Genomic DNA, 24,286 nt, shown 5'->3' with positions numbered 1-24,286 from the left:
AATAATTTTAACTTAACTTTAAAATTTGTACAGAAATGGCAAGATATACTGGACCACGTGCAAAAATTGCTCGTAAGTTTGGAGAGCCTATTTTTGGGCCAGATAGGGCATTCGAAAAGAAAAATTACCCTCCTGGACAACATGGCTTGACACGTAAGAGAAAAAAACTATCAGAGTATGGTGCTCAACTTCGTGAGAAGCAAAAGGTAAAATACACCTATGGATTGTTGGAAAAGCAATTCCGTAACCTATTCGAAAGAGCAGCTCGCATGAAGGGCGTTAAGGGTGAGAACCTGCTACAACTTCTTGAAAGCCGTCTAGATAACGTGGTTTACCGTATGGGTGTTGCGCCAACTCGTGCTGCTGCACGTCAGCTCGTTGGCCACCGTCACATTACCGTTAATGGTAATGTGGTAAATATTCCTTCGTACATCCTCCGTCCTGGTGACATTGTTGGTGTTCGTGAGAAGTCAAAGTCTCTGGAGGTTATTGTCAACTCAGTAGAATCACGTAGAAACAAGTATTCTTGGTTAGAGTGGGATGCAACTTCAATGACTGGTAAGTTTATGAACCGTCCAGAAAGAAGTGAAATTCCTGAAAATATCAAGGAACAATTCATTGTTGAACTTTACTCTAAGTAGTAACTAACGCAACGACTATGGCAATACTAGCATTCCAAAAGCCCGACAAGGTAATAATGCTCGAGGCAACCGATACGTTCGGACGCTTTGAATTTCGTCCACTCGAACCTGGCTACGGGATTACCGTAGGTAACGCCCTTCGCCGCATTTTACTTTCGTCTCTAGAGGGCTATGCGATTACTACTGTTAAGATTGCCGGTGTGGATCATGAATTCTCTGCAATCCCTGGGGTTATAGAGGATGTCGTAAAAATCATCCTTAACCTAAAGCAACTTCGATTTAAGAAGATTGCTGAGGGTGTAGACTCAGAAAAGGTTACGGTTACCATCTCTGGACAAAATGAGTTCAGGGCTGGTTTCCTTTCGAATTTCCTCACCTCGTTTAAGGTGCTTAATCCAGATCTTCTCATCTGCCGTATGGAACCAGATGTGAAACTTCAGATTGAGTTGACCATTAACAAGGGTAGAGGCTATGTGCCTTCTGAAGAAAACAAACCTGTTGATGCTGAGTTTGGGCTGATACCAATTGACTCCATCCATACTCCAATCAAGAACGTAAAGTTTGCAGTTGAAAACTACCGTGTAGAGCAGAAAACTGACTACGAGAAACTATTATTAGAGATAACCACCGATGGTTCAATCCAACCAAAGGAGGCTCTTAAGGAGGCGGCTAAAATATTGATTTATCACTTCATGTTATTCTCTGACGAGAAGATCACCCTCGATTCTGATGAAAAATTCACCAACGAGGAGTTTGATGAAGAGGTTCTTCATATGCGCCAAATGCTTAAGACCAAACTGGTTGATATGGATCTATCAGTTCGTGCCCTTAACTGCTTAAAGGCTGCTGAGGTTGAAACGTTAGGTGATTTGGTTAAATTCCACCGCAATGACTTGCTGAAGTTTCGTAACTTCGGTAAGAAGTCGCTCACCGAACTTGATGAACTGCTTGATTCCATGAGTATATCATTCGGAATGGACGTTTCTAAGTACAAACTTGACAAGGAATAGCTAAACAATGAGACATAACAAAAAAATCAACCATTTAGGTAGAAAGAGCGGACACCGCAAGGCGCTTCTATCTAACTTGGCGTGCTCGCTAATTCTTCATAAGAGAATTACGACTACCGTAGCTAAGGCGAAGGCTTTGAAGATGTACGTTGAACCTCTTATGACCAAGTCGAAAGAAGATTCAACTCACAATCGCCGTGTGGTATTCAGCTACCTAAAGAATAAGTATGCAGTTTCTGAACTTTTCCGTGAAGTATCTCAGAAGATTGCAAACCGTCCTGGTGGTTATACCCGTATCTTGAAGATTGGATTCCGTCCTGGTGATGCTGCAGAAATGTGCATCATCGAGCTGGTAGATTACAACGAAACCTACACCAAGGCTCCAGAACAAGATAAGAAGGCTGCTGCTAAGACTACTCGTCGTGGCCGTACCAAGAAATCAGAAACAGCTCCTGCTGCTATCGACACTGTTAAGGAAGTAAAAACCGAAGGTGAAGAGTAGTAGCTGTAAGGCTAGTACGATATTTTTTGAGTATCTTTGAGGGGAAAAGGGAAACCTTTTTCCCTCTTTTTTTAACAACTATCATCACTAATTACAAATACTATGGGTCAAATAGTTAGCGTTCACGCTCGTGAAATCTTGGATTCTCGTGGTAATCCAACTATCGAAGTAGAAGTTACAACCGCTAGTGGTGCTTTTGGTCGTGCTGCTGTTCCATCTGGAGCATCAACTGGCGAAAACGAAGCACTAGAACTACGCGATGGTGATAAGGGTCGCTACCTAGGTAAAGGTGTGCTAAAGGCAGTTCATAACGTTAACGAGGTTATTGCTCCAGAAATTCTAGGCATGTTCGTTGGCGAGCAAGTTGCAATTGACAAGAAGATGATTGCCCTTGATGGTACCGCTACTAAGAGCAACCTTGGTGCAAATGCTATTCTTGGTGTATCGCTTGCTGTTGCTAAGGCTGCTGCAAACTTTTATGGTCTTCCACTTTACCGTTACATTGGTGGAACCAACGCTAAGACTCTTCCTGTTCCTATGATGAACATCATCAACGGTGGTTCTCACTCTGATGCTCCTATCGCATTCCAAGAGTTTATGATTCGCCCAGTTGGTGCTACTTCGTTCCGCGAAGGTCTTCGTATGGGTGCTGAAGTATTCCACGCGCTTAAAAAAGTTCTTCACGATCGTGGTCTTTCTACCGCAGTAGGTGACGAAGGTGGTTTCGCTCCAACCCTTAACGGTACTGAAGATGCTCTTGAGTCTATCATCAAGGCTATCGAAATTGCTGGTTACAAGCCAGGACGTAAGAGCGAAGGTGGTCAGGTTTCTATCGGTCTTGACTGTGCTTCTTCTGAGTTCTTTAAGGATGGCAAGTACGACTATACTAAGTTCGAAGGTGCTAAGGGTAAGGTTCTTTCTTCGGAAGAGCAAGCCGCATTCCTTGAAGGTCTTGTTAACAAGTACCCAATCGACTCTATCGAGGATGGTATGGGCGAAAACGACTGGGCTGGTTGGAAGATTCTTACCGACAAGCTTGGTAACCGTTGCCAGCTAGTTGGTGATGACCTATTCGTAACCAACGTAGACTTCCTTAAGAGAGGTATCGAAGAGGGTTGCGCTAACTCAATCCTTATCAAGGTTAACCAAATTGGTTCACTAACTGAGACCCTTGATGCTATTGAAATGGCTCACCGCGCAGGTTACACTTCTGTAACTTCTCACCGTTCGGGTGAAACTGAAGATTCTACCATCGCTGATATCGCTGTTGCTACTAACTCTGGTCAGATTAAGACTGGTTCGATGAGCCGTTCTGACCGTATGGCTAAGTATAACCAGCTGCTTCGTATCGAAGAGGAACTTGGTGAAGAGGCTATTTACGGTTACGAAAAGATTTACCGTAAGTAATTTCCTTATAATAATACAGAGAAGGCTGGAGCGTTGCTTCAGCCTTTTTTTGTGCCGATGCCGTTGCAAAAAGAAACCGACCTGCGCTTCTCAGCAGAGGTCGGTCATTAGTGATGTTGTATATTAAAATCGTTGATTCAATCTTAATAGTGTATAACCAATATTCATCACATGCCCATAAGACGTTGAATTGCTCGAAAAGTGACGCTTGGCATGGTTAATTGGGGTTAATCGTATGCATTCCCATTTGGCGATAAAGTATCTACCAATGGTCTTTCCCTGCTACTTTACCATCTCAAACTTGCTGCCTGTTTGGTCGATGATGGTTTTCTTCCAATAATCGGGCAGCTCGGGCTGTATGGGCGATGCGGGGAAGCCGTATGGGTTGCGGAGGAACTTGCCGTCCTTCTCCTTTTTGATGTTTCCATCAATATACTTTACAAGGAGGTAGTTCGAGAAATCGATCCAGCGCTTGACGGTGTTGTTCCCTAGATCGACAGAGAAGCTGGTGATGTATTCGCGGGCTTCGTCGGGATTGCTCTTGTACAGCTCGGCAGCAGCCGCGTCGGTAGCCTTGGCGAATAGCTCGTTGCGATCCTCCATCTCCTTTTGCAGCTTCTTGATGTCTTGGCTAATTACATCGTAGCGGAGGTAGGCAAAGTTCGAAACGCGGTTAAAGGCCCAGAAGGCTGAGGTTGGCGAGTAGGTAAGCATGTCGCCATTGCCTTCGGCCCAGCATTCGGGTACGCGGGTCATGCCGCAGTAGAAGGGGACGTACACGCACGATGCTGCATCATCAACACCAAACCAGCTGATGCCGCCAATGGCATTGGGCAGCCACGAGCGCATTTGGGCAATAAAGGAGAAGCCCGTTTGCTGGGTGGCGGTGGTGCGCTCGTGGAAGTACTCCTTGCCGTTGTACTTCCAGGTCATTGGGCGCCAGCGGTAGGGGAGGGCGTGTGGGCCGGCACCGATATCCTTGCTCATGTCGAACTCGGTTCCTTCGAGGTGGTTGCGCTTGAAGCCCATCAGGTCGCGGGGCGATAGCTTGCGGTTGGGCTTTACGTAGAGCGGCATGCGGTGCGCTAGGTTTTTCCCGGTAACGTAGTCGAGGTACTTGTCCATGCCGTCGGAGGCGGAGTTGAACATCGCCCAAACCCGAAACTCGCTAAAGCGTGCTGCGCCAAAATCAACAGGTGCGTAGGTGTCCGAGAAACTAAAGTCGCTATCGGCTCCGCTAAACCACTTCTTGTTGCGGGCGTAGCTAATGACGTCGTTGGCGTAAACCACCTCAACTTCGGGATTGAAGATCTTATCGATATTCTTAAAGCTGATGGAGGTCTTCCCGTTTTCGAGAGGGAAGGTGGTGATGCGGGCCTGGTTGGCGTGGGCGCTGATGTACCCGTCGGGGATGCGGATGGCAACCCAGAGCGCACCTTTATCCTTATTATATGCTCTCTTCGATTTCTTGTCGGTTGCCCAGTTGGTGCCCTTGCCGGTCATCTCCAGAATCCACACCTCGTTGGGGTCGCCAATCGAAAAGGATTCCCCACCGCCGTAGTAGCCGTACTGATCTACCAGCTCGGTCATCACCTTGATGGCTTCGCGGGCTGTTTTGGCGCGCTGTAGCGCTAGGAACATTAGGCTGCCGTAGTCGATGGTGGCGGTTGTATCGTCGAGCTCGCGCCGACCGCCAAAGGTGGTTTCGCCAATGGCTACCTGATGCTCGTTCATCAGCCCTACCACCGAGTAGGTGTGGGCTGCTTGTGGAATTTGGCCCAGCGGCTTGTTGGTGCCTCGGTCGAATAGCGAAACCATTGCGCCTGCGGGGTAATCCTTAGCGGGGCGGAAGTAGAGCTCGCCGTAGCGGATGTGCGAGTCGGCGGCGTACGATATCATCGCCGAGCCATCCTTGGAGGCTCCTTTGGTTACCAGGTAGCTGGTGCAGGCGTCGGATGGCTGCGCTTGCAGCAAAAGGAGCGCTGTTAGTGAAAGAAAGATACGTTTCATTAGGTGACGTGTTAATTTTTGCGAGATCGAGATCTCTGTTAAACTTGCTCAGCTGGTTCTTTGTGCAAGGCAAGCAGCCTTGTTTCCTAGCTTGTGGCACAAGAAATGGCAAAAGTAAGAGAAATCGGGAATGGTGCAATTCTTATTAGTCCTTAAGTCAATACAGCTTGTTTTGGTGGAATTCTGCCCCTTGTTCGTCATAATTTGGTTTGGTAATAGTCAATCACCTCCCCAATAATCAGAAACTATGAAAAAGAGAAGAATTATTTTAGCGAGTGCGGCTGCTGCTATTTTGATAGCGGTTGCTGTGTTTATTTCCTGCCAGAAGGAGAATTCGGTTAGCATCGACGAGAGCGTTCAGCCCGCTACCCATCAGCTGGGCTGCTTGATGCTTCCTGCTGAAACATACATGAGCATCGAGCTAAAAGATGCCTCACTTTCGGTGCTTAAGGCAGCGCCTAAGGTCCTAACCCTTAACGTGCCCCCAGTTGGCGATCAGGGAAGCGAGGGTAGCTGCGTTGCTTGGGGAACTACCTACGCCGGGCGTAGCATTAACTGGCAAGCCCTGCATCAGGCCGCTTGGAGCCAATCAGAAAATATCTTTAGCCCCGAATATGTTTATGATCAAATTAAGGTGGGCAGCTGCTCTTCCGGATCTTACGTAACCGACGGGTTGAAGCTGTTGGTAAACCAGGGTGTCGTTCCTTGGAGCATTATGCCTTACAGCGATGTGAATGGCTGTAGCCTTGTGCCAACGGTAGATCAGAAGACGTTGGCGGCTACCTATAAGGTGGCTAGCTACAGTAGGGTTAGCATTACCTCTACCGCCATTAAAGCTGCGCTAGCTTCGGGTAAACCCGTTATTGTTGCAGGTCCTGTAAATATTGCATTCATGTACCTAAGAGGGACTTCTGTCCTCAAAAACTTTACGGGACGATCGCTAGGCGGGCATTGCTACTGTGTTGTTGGGTACGATGATGGCAAGCAGGCTTTCAGGATTATGAACTCTTGGGGCACCTCTTGGGGCACGAATGGTTTTGGTTACATAGGCTATAGCTACGTTTCCAGATGGTGGCAGGAAGCTTACGTGCTTAACTAACTGCGAAAAAAGTATGCAGATTTGTGTAGGGCGGCAGGAACTTGTACCGGTTTACTTGCTTGGATCAGCAATGTGTGCTTGAACCTTATGCTTATTTAGGTAATCTTCCCTGATTGTGCTTGTAGCCGCATCTTTCTGTTGCCCGTATTCTCGTATCACGCAAATAGGCCGCTCTTTTGAGCGGCCTATTTTACTAATGGTATTTTGCGGCTGTAGCGCTTACTTGTTTATCAGTTTCTCTACTGCCTCTCTAAGTTCTGCACCATGAAGTCCTCTAGCCACGATTTTTCCATCTTTTCCTACCAGAATGGTGCATGGTATCGAGTATATAACATAGAGCTTGGCGGCTTCGCTCTGCCAGTACTTAAGGTCGGAGATGTGGTTCCAGATGAGGCCATCTTTTTCGACGGCTGCCTTCCATGGTTCGTAGCTCTTGTCTAGCGAGATGCCTACCATTTCGAGTCCTTTAGGATGGAAGTCGTTGTAGAGCTTTACCATGTTGGGGTTCTCCCTGCGGCATGGCCCGCACCACGATGCCCAGAAGTCGATTACGAACACCTTGCCCTTAAGCGAGGCTAGCTCGAATTCTTTGCCATCGAGGGTGCCTAGCTTGATGTTGGGGAATTCGGCTCCTACATCGGCCTTCTCTAGGCGGCTGATTTGCTCGTTGATCTCCTTTACGATGGTCGATTTCTTTACCTCGTCGGAGTAAAGGCTTAGGTACCCCTTTAGGTCGGCAGCGCTTGCGCCGTAGATGAAGTCCGACTTAACAATGTAGGGCGAAACTACCGACTTGGCGTAGGTGCTGATGCTTTGCTTGTTGTAGGCATCCAAGGCATTTTCGAGGGAGTCCATCTTGGTTCCGATCTGCGCCTTCTGGTCGGCTGTCAGCTTGTCCTTCTGGTCTCTCAGCTTCGAGTTTAGCTTCACTAGAGCATCGTAGAAGGTCTTTTTCCCCTTCTCGTAGGCGTTTAACTGGTCCTGGGTGGCATTTCCTTCGATGGTGGGAGCCAGTGTGAGGTTCTTCTCCTTGTCGATGCCGCCGTGGTAGGTGGTGGTGCCCTTATCAACAAAGAAGACCTTCATGGGCGACTTGTAGGCGCCCAGGTGCACCGTGCATAGTTCGGAGGCATCTACGGTTCCCTTAAAGGTGAACTCGCCATTCTTCATTGTTGTCTTTTGCCAGAATTGCTCCTTGTTGTTCACAATCTTAAAAAGAACGACCGAGTCGGCGGTCATCCCGTCTACCTTGCCCTTGATTTGGAAGGCGTTTTGGGCAAAGATTGATGGGCAAAACCCCATCATTGCAAGGCATAGGCCCAGCTGCATTCTTGTTACGCTCATTGTATTGCTGTTTTATGTAAGCCGATGGGGGTCCATTGGCTCGGTTAGGTTTATCCTAAGCACTGCAGTTTAGACAGCAGTGTGGGCTGATCCTTTGAACTCCTACTGTTAAATAGTGGAAAGATTGCGAATCCGAGCGGCTATTCGGGGGCTTCGCCGCTTATGCCTGAGTCCGTAGAGGGCTTTGGGCTCGCCTTCTTCGCCTTTTTCTTATCGCGGAACGTCTTTTGGTGCTTCATCTTGGCGCGGTACTCCTTGTTCTTGGCCTCGATGTTCGAGAGCGTCCGCGTCCACGCCTCGCTGGGGGCAATCACCGTCATCGCCTCAACAAACATCCAGATTTCTCGGATGGCTGCCTCGTATTCCTTCTTTAGAGATGATGGCGGTGGCGTTTGCCGCAGCTCGTTCTTCAGGTCGATCTTTCGGTTGGAGGCATCGTAGAACAGCGCCTGGACGCTTTCGAACTCGGCAACCGCCTGCCTGAGCCCCAGCTGCTCGATGGCGCTGGTGGCGCTTTCGGTGCCTAGGTGCAGGAGCAGCTGCTGGATGTCCAGCGTTTCCTGCAGGTTGCGCTTGGCGTTTAGCCGGTTGCCGCAGCGCTTGATGAGGCCCATCAGCAGCTTGCCCTGGAGCACATCGTGGTCGCTGGGCGAGTAGAGCGCTGCAATAATGAGGTGGCGCAGGCGCAGGAAAGCCCTGTCGCGGTTGCGGTCGAGCTTCCGAATCGGTTCGTTCGACCTTCGCACCACCGTAAACGAGCTGGAGTACTGGGCGTGCTTCTCCAGGAACAGGGCAATGTGCTCGTCGCCTCGGTAACTCTCCATCGAGGGGACGGTTAGGATGTGCACCAGCTCGCTACCGTAGGCGGCGAGCATCGACGTGTTAAGTCGGAACAGCGAAAGCGATTTTTCCATACGCTTAGATTTATCATTGTAGGGTAATCGATGTCTCTACCCCTTGGGCCGATCATCTAGGTGCCGCAAACGGCCTTCGGATATGTCGGGAAGCTCATCTACCTTCCGGTTTCGACATCTTTTGCCTGCAATATTTATTTCTATCAGCAATATACAAATATTGCAGCGCAATAATGAAATATACCAGCAGAAAATGGGTATAGCAGCATAAATATTAAAATTATATCGGAATAATCGAATATTTAGGATGCTATACTAAAATTCACCAGTCGAATTTAAATATTGCGCTGCAATAATTTGCTTTTCTGGTGATAGTTGAATATTGCAGCTTCTGTTAACCCTAATCGGTTGAGAGATGGCCTGCCGTAGCTCTGCGGAGGTTCTTACCCGATGCCATTTGAACGTTCTCTCCGCAAGGGAGGCTGTTTATGGTGCAGGGATGGATTCCCCTTGGGGTGCGGCGGGGAAATATTGAAGGGGGATGAGCCTCCGTTGTCCGTAGAGATGGGTCTCAGACCCGTCTCCCTGTTGGGGCAAAAGAAAAAGACAGGTTTCAGACCCGTCTTTATGTTGGTGGTAAAAGAGTGAGACGGGTCACAGACCCGTCTCTACGAGAAAATGCAAAATGGGGTTTTACCTCACCCGAATTACGATCACCTTGGTGTTGATGGTGCTGTTCTTTTGGAATACGCGCTGCTCCTCGAATCGGAGGGTGTCAATCCCCGACCTTACTGCCCGAAACTTCCAGATGGTGTAGATGGGGCCGCCGTACTTCCGGGTGTTGGAAGCGCTCCAACGGATAACCCTGATGCTATCCACCACGCTTACCTGCGCCCGGTTTTTCCACAGCCACAGGTAGCCGCCTCCGGTATGCTCGAGCAGCCTAAAGGTGATGGTACCGCCTTTCCTGATCTCGTAGTAGGGCTTCGGATCGGGTGCCTTGGGCTCCTGCGCGCTGGCAGCGCCTAGGGTGGCGATTGCCATAAGGATGAGCAGTGCGATTTTCTTAGCCATGCCGTAGGTCGGTTGTTGTGGGTTGTAGCCGTTTTACGATCTCTCGCCCGATCACCACCCCGTTTACCGAGGCCTGCATCAGGCCGCGGGTGATGCCCGCGCCATCGCCGCCGAGGTAGAGGTTGCGGATGGAGGCCGACTGGAAGTCGTCATCAACCTTAATGATGCTGGAGTAGAACTTCACCTCCACGCCGTAGAGCAGCGTCTCGTCCGACGCCAGGCCGGGCGTAACCTTGTCGAGCGCCTGTATCATCTCCATAATATCGATGAGGATGCGGTGGGGCAGCACCAGGCTGATGTCGCCGGGCACGGCATCCTTTAGGGTGGGGATGATGTTGTTGCGGTAGAGGCGCTCGTGGGTGGTGCGGCGGCCGCGCACCAGGTCGCCGAAGCGCTGCACCAGCACGCGGTTTTGGGTGAGCATGTTGGCCAGCCGGGCGATGTGCTTGCCGTACTCGATGGGCTGGTTGAACGGCTCGGTGAACTGCTGCGACACCAGCAGCGCGAAGTTGGTGTTGTCGCTTTTCAGCTCCTTGTAGCTGTGGCCGTTTACCACCGCCAGCCGCTCGTCGTAGTACTCCGACGATACGAAGCCGCCGGGGTTGGCGCAGAAGGTGCGCACCTTGTCGTCGAACGTTTTGGTGTAGTGGATGAGCTTGGCCTCGTAGAAGCTGTCGTTAATCTCCTGCATGATCTCGTTGCGGCACTCCACCCGCACGCCGATGTCCACAATGCCCACCTCGGTGGTGATGCTCTCCTTGGCGCACTGCCTAAAGAGCCAGTCGGCCCCCTCGCGCCCAACGGCTACCACCACGTACGGCGCCTCGAAGTCGCCCTTGCCGCAGCGCACGCCCTTTATCGCGCCATTCTCGATGATGAGGTCAGTGACCGGCGTGTTGAACTTCACCTCCACGCCCTTTGATGCCAGGTGGTCGTACAGCTTGCCGTACAGCTCCTGCGTTTTTTCGGTGCCCAGGTGGCGAACGGGGCAGTGCACCAGCTTCAGGTTGGCGTCGATGGCGCGGCGCTGGATGTCGCGCATCTGCGGGGTGAAGTTTTGCCCGTGGACGAGGGTGTCCGCCCCAAAGTCGAGGTAGATCCTATCGGTATAGTCAATCAGTTCCATCGTTGGCTCGATGCCGAGGTAGTCGGGCAGCGTGCCACCCACCTCGTGCGATAGCGACAGCTTGCCGTCGGAGTAGGCGCCCGCGCCCGCCCAGCCCGTGGTGATGCTGCAGGGCTTGCAGTGTATGCAAATCCCACCGTTGGTGTGCTTGGGGCAGCTGCGCCTGGCCATACTGCGCCCCTTCTCGAGGATGAGGATGCGCAGGTTGGCGCCTGCCTTTACCAGCTCGTAGGCCGTAAAAATGCCGGCAGGACCGGCACCTACAACTATAACGTCGTATTGGTTCATGATAATAGCGTTGTAGATGTAAACGTATGGTATATCCGCTACGCGGAAATCATTCGATATCTCACCTGGTTTCTACCAATCCTAATCCGCTACGCGGAATAGTTGCGCGTCATTTCACCCCTTGGTTTCATGGCTATTCGGATGAGCCGTAAATGGGGGCTTGCCCGTAGGGCATTGCGATTTGTAGAAATCTAGTACCCGTTCATTCAAATTGCCCGCAGGGCATAAGCAAGGTTGTTCAAAGAACCTGAATGTGTGTATTCCCTTCGATTTGATGCAGTATGGTATATCCGCTACGCGGAAATGCATTCGAGATCTCACCTAGTTTCTACAAATCCTAATCCGCTACGCGGAATAGTTGCGCGTCATTTCACACCTTGGCTTTATGGCTATTCGAATGGGCTGTAGATGGGGGCTTGTCCGTAGGACATTGCGATTTGTAGAAATCTAGTACCCGTTCATTCAAATTGCCCGTAGGGCATAAACTCGATTATTCAAAGAACCTGAACATGTACGATTCATTAAACTCGAGACTGTTTTTATTGAGAATGTCTAGGTATTCCTGCCTGAAAGTCCTCTTCTTGTGATGATTCTCTTGCCCTTCAATGTATCGAATAGCTGCATCAATTTGTGATCTGCTGTACGAAAAAGCACCATACCCTTCTTGCCACTCAAAATGCCCAAGGCAGAGATTGTTCTTGTTTATGAATAAGGAGGAGCTACGTTTGATTTCATAAACAGTTTCCGATATCGATTTTGTTGGGTTGAATCCAATCAGTATATGGACATGGTCTACATATCCGTTTATCTTAAGCGGTTTATGATTCATCCCGTTTATAATAGCACCAATGTACTCGAATAATCGTGGTCGGATGGCGGATGTCAATATTCTATCACGATGCTTTACGGCGAAGACGAGATGAATGTAGACTTGCGTGAAAGATTGCGGCTTCATTGCAATGGCATTGGTTCCTATCGTAAATGCTGAATCAATACGAGATCGTAAATTGATTGCTACATCAGATATGGGGAAATAAAAATGGACGAAAATACTGCCGATATGGCAATGGTAACCAGGATTATCACCAGCAGGCTAATTAGAAAGAAGGTGGGCTGCCTGTCTTTGGGCGTTTTCATCATTGGCCGAAGGCCTAGGTAAAGGATGTAAAGCCCGTAGATGCCGGCTATCATCTGGATAAATGCCATGGCTGGGAAGATGAGCACCACGCCTGCAACCAGCGAAGGGGTGTAGGAGTAGGCCACCAGCGTAAAGGCCCGGCCGAAGTTTCTTTCAGATCCAAATGATGGCGCCAGAAATCCGATCACCCAGGACGCCAGGTACACCGACAGTATGGTGGATACGTACGAAATAAACCCCTGGCGGATGCCGGTGCCGATGGCGCCTTCGACATGGATAATCTCGCCGTACGACACCCCCATAACCCCGAAGCCGATGAAGGTGGCAACCGCAGGTATTAGGGCAAGAACAAAGAGGTACTTAAAGAGCAATGTCTGCGCAGGAGTATTCTCTCTATTGATGGTTTGCCATTCCGACTCTGGGGCGATGATGATCTGCTTTACACGTTCGAAGAGGTTCATGGTTTGCATTTTTTTGTTGAACCAGCACAAGTTACGCCATCAAAATGACGAATGCATAGCTTCACATCTGCCGAAACGGAATTGGTGATATCAAAAAAGAGTTAACGTGGCTGTTTGTTGGTTTAGAATGATGAAATAGCGTTGAGCCCTTCCTACAAATTGCTAACTTTGTGCGCATAATTCCAATCTACGGTTCAATGATACTTTTCTTTAAGGGTACTTCTCCCGTTTTCTACGCAGTAGATGTAAAGCATCCTCTTTCGGATGAGGATATCGCAAAGCTTTGTTGGCTATTTGGTGATGCCACGGCAATAAAAGAAAGCGCGCTGAGCGGTTTCTACGTTGGGCCGCGCCGCGAGATGATTACTCCTTGGAGTACAAATGCCGTCGAAATTACTCAGAACATGGGAATCGACGGCATTTTTCGTATCGAAGAGTTTTTCGAAGCCGCCAGCGCCGATGCGCAGTTTGACCACATGCTGCAGCGCCTTTACACCAACCCCGGACAGGAAATCTTTACCATCAACAAGCAGCCCGAGCCTATTGTGTACATCGAGAACATCGATGAGTTCAACAAGAGCGAAGGCCTTGCGCTTAGCCAGGAGGAGGTGGAATACCTTAACGAGGTAAGCCGCCAAATCGGTCGTAAGCTTACCGACTCGGAGGTGTTCGGCTTCTCGCAGGTGAACTCGGAGCACTGCCGCCACAAAATCTTCAACGGTACCTTTGTTATCGATGGCGAAGAGCAGGAAAAGTCGTTGTTCCAATGGATCAAGCGCACCTCGCAGGAGCATCCCGGCAGGTTGGTTTCGGCCTACAAGGATAATGTAGCCTTTATCGAAGGCCCCAAAGCCGAGCAGTTTGCTCCGGCAACGCACGATAAGCCCGACTACTTTCAGGTAAAAGATATCGATACGGTGATCTCGCTTAAGGCGGAGACCCACAACTTCCCAACAACCGTAGAGCCATTCAACGGAGCTGCTACTGGTACTGGTGGCGAGATTCGCGACCGTCTTGCAGGAGGTAAGGGATCGCTTCCAATTGCCGGAACTGCCGTTTACATGACATCGTACCCCCGTTGCGAGGAAAACCGAGAGTGGGAGCAGGCAACTCAACCCCGCGAGTGGCTTTACCAAACTCCAGAGGAAATACTTGTTAAGGCATCGAACGGTGCCAGCGACTTCGGTAACAAGTTCGGTCAGCCGCTTATCTGCGGTAGCGTTCTTACCTTCGAGCACTTCGAAAACTCCAAAAAGTTTGGCTTCGACAAGGTGATAATGATGGCTGGCGGTGTTGGCTGGGGCAAGAAGGCTGATAGCCTAAAAGGTCACGCCGAGGTTGGCGATAAGGTTGTGGTAATGGGTGGCGATAACTACCGTATCGGTATGGGCGGTGGCGCTGTTTCGTCGGTTGCCACCGGCGAGTACGCCAACAGCATCGAGCTAAATGCCGTTCAACGTTCGAACCCAGAGATGCAGAAGCGTGCTGCCAACGCCATTCGCGCCATTGTTGAAAGAGATGAAAATCCAGTAGTTTCCATCCACGACCACGGTGCTGGTGGTCACCTTAACGCGCTTTCGGAGCTGGTTGAGGAGAAGGGTGGAAAGATAGATATTACGAAGCTGCCTGTTGGCGATCCAACGCTATCGGCAAAAGAGATTGTAGGTAACGAGAGCCAGGAGCGCATGGGACTTCTTATTAAGGAGAAGGATGCCGAGTGGCTTAAGAACGTATCCGATCGCGAGCGTGCACCAATGTACGTTGTAGGTGAGATCACCGGCGATATGCGCTTTTCGTTCGTTAATCCGCAAACCGGCGAAAAGCCAATCGACTTAAAGCTGGAGCATTTCTTCGGAAAGCCACCTCGCACCTTTATGCGCGATAGCGCTAAGGTCGAGAAGTTCGCCGAGATTACTTACGATAAGGCAAAAATCCAGAGCTACATCGAGCAGGTTCTTCAGCTCGAGGCTGTGGCTTGTAAAGATTGGCTCACCAATAAGGTAGACCGTTCGGTTACTGGTCGTATTGCCCATCAGCAGTGCGCAGGTCCGCTTCAATTGCCATTAAACAACCTTGGTGTTGTGGCGATGGATTATCAGGGCGAACGTGGTATTGCAACTTCAATAGGTCATGCGCCCGTAAGTGCCATGGTCGATCCTGAAAATGGTTCTATCCTATCAATTGCCGAAGCGCTTACCAACCTTGTATGGGCTCCCATTGAGCAAAAACTTGATGGCGTATCGCTCAGCGCAAACTGGATGTGGCCATGTAAGAATGAGGGCGAAGATGCACGTCTATACAAGGCAGTAAAGGCAGTTAGCGACTTCTCTGTTGCCCTTGGGGTAAACATTCCAACGGGTAAGGACTCGCTTTCGATGACCCAAAAGTATAAGGATGGCGATGTGGTTTACTCGCCTGGAACCGTTATCATCTCTACTGTTGGCGAGGTAACCAACATCCGCAAGGTGGTAAGCCCAGCACTCGAAAACGACACAAAGACTTCGTTGATATACGTTGATTTCTCGAAGAGCGCATTTAGCCTTGGAGGAAGCTCTTTTGCGCAGGTGGTAAATCGCCTTGGCGAGGATACGCCAACCGTTGCCGATGCTGCTTACTTCAAGATCGCGTTCAACACATTGCAGAACTTGGTTGAAGAGGGTAAGATTCTCGCAGGACATGATATATCTGCTGGTGGTCTTCTAACCGCTCTTCTCGAAATGACCTTCTCGCATAACGGACTAGGATTGAAGGTTGATCTTTCATCTTTAGGCGAGGCTGATGCCGTTAAGGTTCTCTTCAGCGAAAAGCCATCGGTGCTTATTCAGGTTGCCGATGTTGATGGTGTTGCTGCAGCTCTTAAGGCTGCTGGCTTGAGTTTCTCTGTAGTTGGCTCGCCTGTTGTCGGAAATGCTGTTGAGGTTAGCGTTAATGGTGCTAGCTACTCGTTCGATATTCCATCGCTACGCGATAAGTGGTTTAAGACCTCCTACCTGCTCGATCGTAAGCAAAGCGGCGAGCAAAAGGCAAAGGAGCGCTTCGAGAACTACAAGAAGCAGGAGCGTCAGTTCAAATTTAATCCCAATTTCACGGGTAAGTTTGCTCAGTTTGGTATCGATCCTAAGCGTAGAACTCAAAGTGGCGTAAAGGCTGCCATTATTCGCGAAAAAGGCTCGAACGGCGATCGTGAAATGGCCTACTCGCTCTACCTTGCAGGTTTCGATGTTAAGGACGTTCACATGACCGACCTTATCACCGGACGTGAGACACTCGAAGATGTAAACTTCATCGTGTTCGTAGGTGGATTCTCTAACTCCGACGTACTTGGTTCTGCAAAGGGCTGGGCTGGTGCCTTCCTTTACAACCCTAAGGCAAAAGAAGCGTTAGATAAGTTCTACGCTCGTAAGGATACGCTTAGCTTGGGCGTTTGCAACGGCTGTCAGCTAATGGCTGAGTTAGGTTTGGTTTATCCTGAGCACGAACAGAAGCATAAGATGCTCCATAACGATACCCATAAGTACGAATCGTCCTTCTTAACCATAGATGTGCCAAAGAACAACTCAGTTCTGTTTGGCTCGATGGAAGGGCAGACCTTAGGTATTTGGGTTGCGCATGGCGAGGGTAAGTTCAACTTCCCATACGAAGAAGGTCGTTACAACATTGTTGCCAAGTATAGCTACGAGCAGTTCCCTGGCAATCCCAATGGCTCGATGTACAATGCCGCTGGTGTTGCTTCTGCAGATGGACGCCATCTAGCAATAATGCCACACTTCGAGCGTGCAATCTTCCCTTGGCAGTGGGCGCACTACCCATCGGCTCGCAAAAACGAAGAGGTATCACCTTGGATAGAGCCTTTTGTTAATGCACTTAATTGGATTAAGAAGCACTAGTAGATTTAGATTTTACCATTATAAAAGCCCCAGCAAGTTGTTGGGGCTTTTTTGTTGCATGCAAATGCGCCTGTTTAGCTTTTTTGAGGCTCTTGTTTTCAACATTATTAGGTTAATAAAGGTTGTGCATTTAAAATAAGTTGAAACGATGAAGTTTTTGAATTTGCTTATAGGAGTCGTTCTTGTAGGAACCATCTCCTGTCAACAACAAAGAAGCACGAAAGACGCTGTTAAGGAAGTTACAACTTCTGATATTTTTTCTGATTCTACACGGATCATAGGTAAGCGCTTGCGTTTAACATACCCAGAATATACCGTTTTCGAGTCATTTAAATCCGATTCGACAATCGCTTGGACAAGCGTGAATATTGATGGAGAGCGGGACGAAGGATTCGAAGATATGAGTTACTTCCTAGTTGAGGATAACATCCATTTTGTAGAATGGGTTACCAAGGAAGGTGAGGTAATAAGCCAGGTGTTGGATACAAAAGGAATGAAAGTTTATACAATAGTTAACCATCTTGATAGAGGCAAGAAGCCTGTGAAGCAGAAAAAAGAAGCATTAAGCGGTACAATCAAATATTTGAAATAAATTTCCCCGATGTTTGTGCTAGGCCAAGATTTAGTCTTGGCCTTTTTGTTGGACAGTTGAGGTGTGATGTTTTTCTGTAAGTGATTTCTTTCAACGAGATTACAGTATTTACTCGATATAGGCCGTGAGGGTATAGAAATTATAACATTCCAAGTCTTAAAAACTATTGATGTGGTTTGTTAATGTGGCTCGATTTGTAGATATTTGTCCGCTATGAAAAACATGTTACAACAGGCATAGAGCATGGGGGTGATGCTACTCTTAAAAGGGATAATTGTTGGGTTGTTGGCGTCCGTTCCGCTTGGTCCTATTGGCGTGTTGTGTGTTCAACGAACTATAAATAAAGGGCGGCTCTCCGGCTTTTTTTCGGGTATGGGGGCTGCTTGTGCTGATACTTTTTTTGCTACTGTAGCAGGGTTTAGCCTTAGTTTTATAGTGGATTTTGTTGAGGAGTGGAAAACTGAATTTCAAATTGGGGGAGGAATTTTAATATTCTTACTTGGTTTGAAGATTTTCATGACCAATCCGATATCGCAAATGCGCAAGACCCGAAGGCAAAAGAATCGTCTCTTTGAAGATTTCGTTTCAGTATTTTTGCTTACTGTTTCAAATCCAATGGCGATTTTCCTTTTTGTTGCACTTTTTGCTTATGTAAATGTTGTCGCCGATGGTGGAAACTTTATGAGTGCAGGTGCCGTTTTAGGAGGGGTTTTTTTTGGTGCCTCGGTGTGGTGGTTTACGCTTACCTCATTTGTAAATATGTACAGGAAGCGTTTTCGTATACGACAGCTTTGGTGGATTAATAAGATTGCTGGAGGTGTTGTAATGCTAATTGGAATAGCAACAGTTGTGGAACTCCTTTTTAAATAGCTTTTTCTTTTTTTTTATTATTAATATTTTTTCTTTCATTCAAACAAAAAACGCCTCGCAAGAGGCGTTTTTTGTTATAGGTTATTCTTCATCCGGTTTTTGCAGTTCAATTATACCTTCCTGGGTAATTTGATCGCCATATCTATCGTATAGCTTAAACTCCATATACGAGAACGATTGCGATTCCGCAATCTTAATGAAGCATTTGTACTTCCACATCCATTCCATTCGTTTGGAATAGAATCCTCGCTTTAGGTATGCTGCAATGTATGGATGAACGATTAGTTTTATCCATCGAAGCTTGCGCTCCTCTAAAAAGTAGGCCATTTGATTCTCGATTTGCGTGTCGAAAATGATGGCTGGGCTAATTTGACCGGTTCCTTGGCAACTGGGACACTGTTCCGTTGTAGTGATGTGCATTTCAGGGCGAACCCTTTGTCGGGTTATCTGCATAAGCCCGAACTTGGTTAACGGAAGGATGTTGTGCTTCGCTCTATCGGTGGCCATTGCCTCACGCATCTTATCGAAAATCTTTTGCTTGTTTTCGTTGCCATGCATGTCGATAAAGTCAATAACGATAATTCCTCCCATGTCGCGCAGCCTTAACTGGCGAGCTATTTCTTGCACTGCGGTAGAGTTCACCTCAAGGGCATTAGACTCCTGGTTGTCGAGCACTTTGCTGCGGTTGCCGCTATTGACGTCGATAACGTGAAGTGCTTCGGTATGCTCGATGATGAGATATGCACCGCTCTTAAACGAAACAGTTTTGCCAAAGGATGCCTTTATCTGTTTGGAAACCCCATATTGGTCGAAAATAGGAACGTTTCCCTTGTACAGCTTTACAATTTTTTCTTTATCAGGTGCAATGCCGCTGATATATTCTTTGACATCTTCGTAAACGATATCGTCGCTAACGTAGATGTTGGTGAATGAACCGTTGAGCTCGTCGCGGAGGATAGCTGTGGTGCGGTTCATCTCGCTGAGAACTAAGCCTGGTACCGGGGATGTACGTAGTTTTTCGTAAACCAATTCCCATCTGTGGATTAACTCCTTAAGTTCTGCGTCAAGAACAGCTACCTTTTTACCCTCGGCAGCGGTGCGGACAATTACTCCGTAGTGCTGAGGCTTGATGCTTTCGAGAAGCTTTTTAAGGCGTTTCTTTTCCTCGTTCGAACCTATTTTCTGTGATACGGATATCTTTTCGGAAAATGGCATCAGCACCATATTGCGTCCAGCAATTGATATTTCTGATGTTAAACGAGGCCCTTTGGTGGAGATGGGCTCTTTTGCAATCTGTACTAAAATATTCTGTCCAGGAGTAAGCTGCGCTGATATCTTTCCATTTTTGTCGATGTCGTGCTCCATTTTCATGGAGTAGAAAGGGTTGGATTTGGGCTTACGCGCTGTTGCCTGGAGCAAAAATTTAGACAGAGAGCTGAATTGGGGGCCAAGGTCAAGATAGTGGAGGAAGGCATCCTTGTCGTAACCAACATCAACAAAAGCCGCATTTAGACCTGGCATTAGCTTGCGAACTCTCCCGATGTAAATATCACCAACCGAAAACCCTTCTTCGCGGCGTTCGGTGTGAAGTTCGACGAGTCTTTTGTCTTCGAGTTGCGCTATGCTGATCTCTGTCTTGCTAACGTCAATAATAAGTTCGTTACTCACTGTTCTCCTTTTCTTACCTGTTTAATGAAACAAACCTAAAGAATCAAAAAGACTCTTTAGGTTTGATGTTCTTTTTTAGGTTAATGGCAGTCACCTATTTTTTCTTTTTGTGCCTGTTTTTTCTTAAGCGTTTTTTGCGCTTGTGAGTAGCCATTTTATGTCTCTTCCTTTTTTTACCGCTTGGCATGATTGTGATTATTTAAAAGGTTAACTATTTGCTCGATTTTACTGTTGTCTTTACTTTCCCAGTAAAACTTTTAGCAGGCTTAAACGAAGGGATGTTGTGTTCAGGAATAATGATGGTTGTGTTCTTCGAAATGTTGCGAGCAGTCTTTTGAGCTCTCTTCTTAACGATGAACGAACCAAAACCTCTTAAGTAAACGTTTTTGTCTTTCACTAAAGAGTCCTTAATCGCATCCATAAATGCTTCAACTGTCTTCTGTACAGTTACTTTCTCAATTCCGGTATTTTTCGAAATCTCGTTTACGATATCTGCCTTTGTCATGGTTAAAAGCTTTAATTATCAATCGTTTGAATTGTTATGCTTTATTCAGATTGCAAATATATATGATTTATATCTATAAATGAAACACATTTGGATTATTTTTGGTTGCTTTTTTTGCTTTTTCTAGTTGATACTTATGGTATTCTCACAAGTTTTGGTTGAATGGTACGCTGCCAATAAGCGAATATTGCCGTGGAGGGAGACTGTCAACCCCTATTATATATGGGTGTCGGAGGTGATTTTGCAGCAAACCCGCGTTGCTCAAGGAATTGACTACTATCTTTGCTTTATAAGGGCTTTCCCTACTGTGTTCGACTTGGCAGCAGCAGATATTGATAGGGTTCTGAAGGTTTGGCAAGGTTTAGGCTACTATACGCGCGCTCGGAATATGCATGTAACTGCAAAAGAAATTGTGGAAAGGCATAACGGATCATTTCCTAGAACATACAAGGAGTTGATAAAGCTAAAAGGCGTTGGGGACTACACTGCATCTGCGGTTGCTGCCTTTGCATTTGGCGAAGCTGTGGCGGCTGTTGATGGAAATGTGTACCGCATATTTGCCCGTATATTTGGCGTCGACACTCCAATTGACACACAAAAAGGAAAGCAAGAGCTAAAAGCGATAGCGGATAACATGCTTGACAAGGAGCATCCAGGTGTGTACAACCAAGCGATAATGGATTTCGGGGGGACGGTGTGTATGCCTAGGAAGCCCAATTGTCTTTCTTGTCCGGTGATGGAGATTTGCAGTGCGTTTCGTAATCGAAAGGTGGAGCAGTATCCGGTTAAATCGAAAAAGATAAAGCAGACGGAGCGATTCTTTACCTATATAATACCTCAGAAAGGAGGGCAAACCTACATCACAAAGCGGGTAAAGAATGATATATGGAAGTCGCTTTACGAATTTCCGCTTATTGAAACGGATCGGCAGATGGAGGTGGACGAGATCGTAGAAACCGAAGAATGGCAGACGCTGTTTGAAGGGAAACGGGTGGATGTGTTGTACTACTCGGTTCCAAAGAAGTACATGCTGAGCCATCAGCGCATTTTTGTCCGCTTTGTTGTTGCCCGAATTAGCGAAGAATCGCAGCTGTTGAAAGAGAATTTTTCGGCAATAGAATTGTCTAAAGTTCACGATTACTCTACATCTCGGCTTATTGAAAACTTCTTAGCAGCAGAGCCTGTCGAAAAATATTTTAAAAAAGACGATTAATGTTAAATGTTTTATTTGTAATTTGAGCCAGTAATCAATATTTCTCTATGATAAATAAAGTAATTCTTGTAGGAAATGTCGGCGCCGACCCAGAGGTGAGGCGTTTTGACTCGAACACTCCAGTGGCCAATTTCCGTATGGCAACTAGTGAAAACTATACCGATAAGCAAGGTGTACGTCAAACTATTACTGAATGGCATAATATTGTAGCCTGGAGAGGATTGGCCGAAATAGTGGAAAAATACGTGAAGAAGGGATCTCAAATTTACGTTGAGGGCCGTTTGCGTACTCGCAGTTACGATGATGCTAATGGCGTGAAGAAGTATGTTACGGAAATTGTAGCGGATACCATGAAGCTTCTTGGTAGGCGCGAAGGCGAAGGCCATGGCGAAAACAACTCGTATGGTCAGTCAAACTCGGCGGCTATTGCCAGTCAGGTTGAAGAAATTGAGGCAGAAGGCAGCGACGATCTTCCTTTTTAGGTCTGAGCTAATGTTGAAGAGTAGAGGGTGTCTGGTGATGGTGATGCCCTCTTTCTGTTTTTAGGCAGTAGGTGCTGTTTGTCGATTATTCTCTGGAGCCTGTTACCAACTTCCTCTATTTTGCATTGGATGCATTTTGCACTATATTTGCTATGTGCGACTGTCGCGGCTAGTTTAACCTAAAATGAGCGTTTTGGCTGATAGTTTCCCGGATAATATGTTTTTGGGGTTAGATGTAACCTTTCATTCTTTCTCAATTGAATTAGCCTTTCTGCTTCTTACTATTATAGTACTGATCGTTGTTTCCGGGTTGATTGCCGGATCGGAAGTTGCATACTTCTCCCTATCGCTTTCCGATAAAAATAAGCTCAGCAAGAAGAACTCAAAGTCGGCAGGGGTGGCTGTAAGGCTGCTCTCTAAGTCTGACTACCTGTTGAGCGCTATTCTATTTGCCAGTGGTATCGTAAATGTTGCCATTGTTATTCTATCCGGTTATCTGATAAATTCTACCGTAGATTTTAGGAGCGAGCCAACCGCAGGGCTTGTATTCCAGATTGTAGCAATAACCTTAGTCCTTTTGCTATTCGGGCAGATGATGCCTAGGATATTGGCTGCGCATCGTCCCCTTCGGTTTGTGCTTTTTATGGCTCGGCCGCTCGTTGTGATTGTGAGGTTGTTTAAGCCGCTATCGTATCTGCTCATAAGCTCGTCTTCGTTGATTAGCAAGCGTCTTTTTAGAAGGTCGATGCGGAATATATCGATGGACGACCTTTCTGAAGCAATCGATATCGCCGAGCCGAAGTCGCAGGAGAGCCGAAATATTCTAAAAGGTATCGTTGAGTTTGTAAATACGGAGGCTAGCGAGATTATGACTCCAAGGTTGGATGTGGTGGGTGTTGATGTCTCGGATAGCTACGATACGCTTCGAAAGACCGTTTTTGAAACTGGCTACTCCAGAATACTGGCCTACGAGGATTCGCTCGATAACGTAAAGGGGATTTTGTACATCAAGGATTTGCTGCCGTACCTCGACGAAAAATCGACCTTTGGGTGGGCTTCCTTAATCCGTAATCCGTACTTTGTGCCCGAGAATAAGAAGATCAACGACCTGCTGGAAGAGTTTCAGGCAAAGAAGATACACCTCGCGGTGGTGGTTGATGAGTATGGCGGAACGTGCGGGATTGTGTCGCTGGAGGATATCCTCGAGGAAATTGTTGGTGAGATATCGGACGAGTCGGACTTCGACGAGGAGAAGGACTACGTGATGCTGGATGGCAACACCTACCTCTTTGAGGGGAAAACCCTGCTCAACGACTTTGTCAAGGTGTTTGAGGAGGCCGAGGATGTCTTCGATGAGGTAAGGGGCGAGGCGGAAACGCTGGCCGGATTGCTGCTGGAGATCAAGGGCGACTTCCTGCAAAAAGGGGAGGAACTTGCTTTCGGAGATTTCACCTTTAGGGTGGATTCGATTGAAAGGAGAAGAATTAAAAAGGTAAAAGTTACAATACAGCATAAGGATGATGAAGAGTAGACGCTCGTTTTTATACCTGGTCCTATCGGTAGGGTTGGTTTCGCTAATTATGGCATCGTGTGGTGGCAACTACACGCCAAAGCCTAGGGGGTATTTCAGAATTGCCCTACCCAAGAAGTCGTACACGCTCTTCGATTCGGCGGGGTTTCCCTACAGCTTTGATTATCCGAAGTACGCCAAGGTTGCTCCCGATAGGGAGGCTGGTGCTGAACCCTACTGGGTGAACGTTAGCTTCAGGGGGTACAAGGCGGTGCTTCATCTTAGCTACAAGAAAATCAACAACGACCTGCCAACCCTGCTGGAGGATGTGCACGCCTTTGTGTACAAGCACACGATTAAGGCTGATGCCATCCTCGAAACCGGCTACAGCGCTCCCGAGCGCAAGGTGTACGGGACGCTCTACGACATTGAGGGCAATGCCGCTAGCGCCCTGCAGTTCTACCTAACCGACAGCACCAAGAATTTTGTGCGCGGAGCCCTCTACTTCTACACTCGTCCGAATAAGGACTCGCTCGCTCCCGTTGTTGCCTACTTTAGGAAGGACATCGTTCGGTTGGTGGACACCTTTAGATGGAGAAGGTAGC

Annotated in this window: 21 protein-coding genes; 12 read left to right on the top strand and 9 right to left on the bottom strand. The window is 47.8% G+C overall.

Features of this window, described 5'->3' with window-relative positions; all coding sequences use genetic code 11:
• The first annotated feature begins 35 nt into the window (after nucleotides 1-35).
• From rpsD to eno, 4 genes are all read left to right on the top strand, one after another.
• Nucleotides 36-641 carry a 30S ribosomal protein S4 gene (gene rpsD / locus ACHZA1_RS04545; protein WP_320054054.1) on the top strand — a complete coding sequence of 202 codons (606 nt, stop codon included), beginning with the start codon at nucleotides 36-38 and terminating at the stop codon, nucleotides 639-641.
• Between the two features lie 17 nt (nucleotides 642-658).
• Entirely contained in the window at nucleotides 659-1,651 is a 993-nt protein-coding gene (locus ACHZA1_RS04540) for a DNA-directed RNA polymerase subunit alpha (RefSeq protein WP_320054053.1), read from the top strand.
• Nucleotides 1,652-1,658: 7 nt separating this feature from the next.
• On the top strand, nucleotides 1,659-2,153 hold the full coding sequence (rplQ, locus tag ACHZA1_RS04535; protein WP_320054052.1) for a 50S ribosomal protein L17: 495 nt from the start codon (nucleotides 1,659-1,661) through the stop codon (nucleotides 2,151-2,153).
• Between the two features lie 102 nt (nucleotides 2,154-2,255).
• The gene (gene eno / locus ACHZA1_RS04530) at nucleotides 2,256-3,560 is read left to right on the top strand and encodes a phosphopyruvate hydratase (RefSeq protein WP_320054051.1); all 1,305 of its coding nucleotides are present in this window, start codon (nucleotides 2,256-2,258) and stop codon (nucleotides 3,558-3,560) included.
• Between the two features lie 282 nt (nucleotides 3,561-3,842).
• Here the strand turns inward: eno and ACHZA1_RS04525 are convergent, their stop codons facing one another.
• The gene (locus tag ACHZA1_RS04525; protein ID WP_320054050.1) at nucleotides 3,843-5,570 is read right to left on the bottom strand and encodes a C69 family dipeptidase; all 1,728 of its coding nucleotides are present in this window, start codon (nucleotides 5,568-5,570) and stop codon (nucleotides 3,843-3,845) included.
• Between the two features lie 247 nt (nucleotides 5,571-5,817).
• On the opposite strand from ACHZA1_RS04525, the gene ACHZA1_RS04520 reads away from it, so the two are divergent.
• Nucleotides 5,818-6,669 (top strand): C1 family peptidase, encoded by an 852-nt coding sequence (locus ACHZA1_RS04520; protein ID WP_320054049.1) that lies wholly within the window; start codon nucleotides 5,818-5,820, stop codon nucleotides 6,667-6,669.
• A gap of 219 nt (nucleotides 6,670-6,888) precedes the next feature.
• On the opposite strand, the gene ACHZA1_RS04515 is transcribed toward ACHZA1_RS04520, so the two are convergent.
• From ACHZA1_RS04515 to ACHZA1_RS04490, 6 genes are all read right to left on the bottom strand, one after another.
• Nucleotides 6,889-8,013, bottom strand: coding sequence for a TlpA disulfide reductase family protein (locus tag ACHZA1_RS04515; RefSeq protein ID WP_320054048.1), 1,125 nt, complete (start codon nucleotides 8,011-8,013; stop codon nucleotides 6,889-6,891).
• Between the two features lie 140 nt (nucleotides 8,014-8,153).
• The gene (locus tag ACHZA1_RS04510) at nucleotides 8,154-8,927 is read right to left on the bottom strand and encodes a DUF6261 family protein (protein ID WP_320054047.1); all 774 of its coding nucleotides are present in this window, start codon (nucleotides 8,925-8,927) and stop codon (nucleotides 8,154-8,156) included.
• Nucleotides 8,928-9,560: 633 nt separating this feature from the next.
• Nucleotides 9,561-9,941, bottom strand: a complete 381-nt coding sequence (locus ACHZA1_RS04505) for a protease inhibitor I42 family protein (RefSeq protein WP_320054046.1) — start codon at nucleotides 9,939-9,941, stop codon at nucleotides 9,561-9,563.
• Complete coding sequence (locus ACHZA1_RS04500; protein ID WP_320054045.1) at nucleotides 9,934-11,355, bottom strand: NAD(P)/FAD-dependent oxidoreductase; 1,422 nt, start codon at nucleotides 11,353-11,355, stop codon at nucleotides 9,934-9,936. Before ACHZA1_RS04500 ends, ACHZA1_RS04505 begins: the two co-directional genes overlap by 8 nt.
• A gap of 490 nt (nucleotides 11,356-11,845) precedes the next feature.
• Nucleotides 11,846-12,310, bottom strand: a complete 465-nt coding sequence (gene tnpA, locus ACHZA1_RS04495; protein ID WP_320054044.1) for an IS200/IS605 family transposase — start codon at nucleotides 12,308-12,310, stop codon at nucleotides 11,846-11,848.
• A gap of 59 nt (nucleotides 12,311-12,369) precedes the next feature.
• Nucleotides 12,370-12,954: a Yip1 family protein gene (locus ACHZA1_RS04490; protein WP_320054043.1), complete on the bottom strand. Its 585-nt coding sequence runs from the start codon at nucleotides 12,952-12,954 to the stop codon at nucleotides 12,370-12,372.
• A 197-nt stretch (nucleotides 12,955-13,151) separates the two neighbouring features.
• Between ACHZA1_RS04490 and purL the strand changes: the two genes are divergently transcribed.
• From purL to ACHZA1_RS04475, 3 genes are all read left to right on the top strand, one after another.
• Nucleotides 13,152-16,841 carry a phosphoribosylformylglycinamidine synthase gene (purL, locus tag ACHZA1_RS04485; RefSeq protein ID WP_320054042.1) on the top strand — a complete coding sequence of 1,230 codons (3,690 nt, stop codon included), beginning with the start codon at nucleotides 13,152-13,154 and terminating at the stop codon, nucleotides 16,839-16,841.
• A 148-nt stretch (nucleotides 16,842-16,989) separates the two neighbouring features.
• A complete protein-coding gene (locus ACHZA1_RS04480; protein ID WP_320054041.1) occupies nucleotides 16,990-17,433 on the top strand; it encodes a MoaF N-terminal domain-containing protein in 444 nt (147 codons plus the stop codon).
• Between the two features lie 243 nt (nucleotides 17,434-17,676).
• Nucleotides 17,677-18,303 carry a LysE family transporter gene (locus ACHZA1_RS04475; RefSeq protein WP_320054040.1) on the top strand — a complete coding sequence of 209 codons (627 nt, stop codon included), beginning with the start codon at nucleotides 17,677-17,679 and terminating at the stop codon, nucleotides 18,301-18,303.
• Between the two features lie 81 nt (nucleotides 18,304-18,384).
• Here the strand turns inward: ACHZA1_RS04475 and ACHZA1_RS04470 are convergent, their stop codons facing one another.
• Nucleotides 18,385-19,971, bottom strand: coding sequence for an Rne/Rng family ribonuclease (locus ACHZA1_RS04470; RefSeq protein ID WP_320054039.1), 1,587 nt, complete (start codon nucleotides 19,969-19,971; stop codon nucleotides 18,385-18,387).
• A 211-nt stretch (nucleotides 19,972-20,182) separates the two neighbouring features.
• Entirely contained in the window at nucleotides 20,183-20,476 is a 294-nt protein-coding gene (locus ACHZA1_RS04465) for an HU family DNA-binding protein (RefSeq protein WP_320054038.1), read from the bottom strand.
• Between the two features lie 136 nt (nucleotides 20,477-20,612).
• On the opposite strand from ACHZA1_RS04465, the gene mutY reads away from it, so the two are divergent.
• From mutY to gldD, 4 genes are all read left to right on the top strand, one after another.
• Nucleotides 20,613-21,689 carry an A/G-specific adenine glycosylase gene (gene mutY / locus ACHZA1_RS04460; protein ID WP_320054037.1) on the top strand — a complete coding sequence of 359 codons (1,077 nt, stop codon included), beginning with the start codon at nucleotides 20,613-20,615 and terminating at the stop codon, nucleotides 21,687-21,689.
• Between the two features lie 47 nt (nucleotides 21,690-21,736).
• On the top strand, nucleotides 21,737-22,171 hold the full coding sequence (locus ACHZA1_RS04455) for a single-stranded DNA-binding protein (protein WP_320054036.1): 435 nt from the start codon (nucleotides 21,737-21,739) through the stop codon (nucleotides 22,169-22,171).
• 193 nt (nucleotides 22,172-22,364) lie between these two features.
• Complete coding sequence (gldE, locus tag ACHZA1_RS04450) at nucleotides 22,365-23,702, top strand: gliding motility-associated protein GldE (RefSeq protein ID WP_320054035.1); 1,338 nt, start codon at nucleotides 22,365-22,367, stop codon at nucleotides 23,700-23,702.
• Nucleotides 23,689-24,285: a gliding motility lipoprotein GldD gene (gldD, locus tag ACHZA1_RS04445; RefSeq protein WP_320054034.1), complete on the top strand. Its 597-nt coding sequence runs from the start codon at nucleotides 23,689-23,691 to the stop codon at nucleotides 24,283-24,285. Before gldE ends, gldD begins: the two co-directional genes overlap by 14 nt.
• Nucleotide 24,286: the final 1 nt, after the last annotated feature.

It is taken from the genome of uncultured Acetobacteroides sp. (assembly GCF_963667355.2).
Lineage (GTDB): Bacteria > Bacteroidota > Bacteroidia > Bacteroidales > ZOR0009 > Acetobacteroides.
This window is presented reverse-complemented; position numbering and strand designations above follow the sequence as displayed.

What these genes read in the sequence shown, in the direction of transcription:
- rpsD (WP_320054054.1), top strand. Translation starts at nt 36, where the DNA reads ATGGCAAGATATACTGGACCACGTGCAAAAATTGCTCGTAAGTTTGGA.
- ACHZA1_RS04540 (WP_320054053.1), top strand. Translation starts at nt 659, where the DNA reads ATGGCAATACTAGCATTCCAAAAGCCCGACAAGGTAATAATGCTCGAG.
- rplQ (WP_320054052.1), top strand. Translation starts at nt 1,659, where the DNA reads ATGAGACATAACAAAAAAATCAACCATTTAGGTAGAAAGAGCGGACAC.
- eno (WP_320054051.1), top strand. Translation starts at nt 2,256, where the DNA reads ATGGGTCAAATAGTTAGCGTTCACGCTCGTGAAATCTTGGATTCTCGT.
- ACHZA1_RS04525 (WP_320054050.1), bottom strand. Translation starts at nt 5,570, where the DNA reads ATGAAACGTATCTTTCTTTCACTAACAGCGCTCCTTTTGCTGCAAGCG.
- ACHZA1_RS04520 (WP_320054049.1), top strand. Translation starts at nt 5,818, where the DNA reads ATGAAAAAGAGAAGAATTATTTTAGCGAGTGCGGCTGCTGCTATTTTG.
- ACHZA1_RS04515 (WP_320054048.1), bottom strand. Translation starts at nt 8,013, where the DNA reads ATGAGCGTAACAAGAATGCAGCTGGGCCTATGCCTTGCAATGATGGGG.
- ACHZA1_RS04510 (WP_320054047.1), bottom strand. Translation starts at nt 8,927, where the DNA reads ATGGAAAAATCGCTTTCGCTGTTCCGACTTAACACGTCGATGCTCGCC.
- ACHZA1_RS04505 (WP_320054046.1), bottom strand. Translation starts at nt 9,941, where the DNA reads ATGGCTAAGAAAATCGCACTGCTCATCCTTATGGCAATCGCCACCCTA.
- ACHZA1_RS04500 (WP_320054045.1), bottom strand. Translation starts at nt 11,355, where the DNA reads ATGAACCAATACGACGTTATAGTTGTAGGTGCCGGTCCTGCCGGCATT.
- tnpA (WP_320054044.1), bottom strand. Translation starts at nt 12,310, where the DNA reads ATGAAGCCGCAATCTTTCACGCAAGTCTACATTCATCTCGTCTTCGCC.
- ACHZA1_RS04490 (WP_320054043.1), bottom strand. Translation starts at nt 12,954, where the DNA reads ATGAACCTCTTCGAACGTGTAAAGCAGATCATCATCGCCCCAGAGTCG.
- purL (WP_320054042.1), top strand. Translation starts at nt 13,152, where the DNA reads ATGATACTTTTCTTTAAGGGTACTTCTCCCGTTTTCTACGCAGTAGAT.
- ACHZA1_RS04480 (WP_320054041.1), top strand. Translation starts at nt 16,990, where the DNA reads ATGAAGTTTTTGAATTTGCTTATAGGAGTCGTTCTTGTAGGAACCATC.
- ACHZA1_RS04475 (WP_320054040.1), top strand. Translation starts at nt 17,677, where the DNA reads ATGGGGGTGATGCTACTCTTAAAAGGGATAATTGTTGGGTTGTTGGCG.
- ACHZA1_RS04465 (WP_320054038.1), bottom strand. Translation starts at nt 20,476, where the DNA reads ATGACAAAGGCAGATATCGTAAACGAGATTTCGAAAAATACCGGAATT.
- mutY (WP_320054037.1), top strand. Translation starts at nt 20,613, where the DNA reads ATGGTATTCTCACAAGTTTTGGTTGAATGGTACGCTGCCAATAAGCGA.
- ACHZA1_RS04455 (WP_320054036.1), top strand. Translation starts at nt 21,737, where the DNA reads ATGATAAATAAAGTAATTCTTGTAGGAAATGTCGGCGCCGACCCAGAG.
- gldD (WP_320054034.1), top strand. Translation starts at nt 23,689, where the DNA reads ATGATGAAGAGTAGACGCTCGTTTTTATACCTGGTCCTATCGGTAGGG.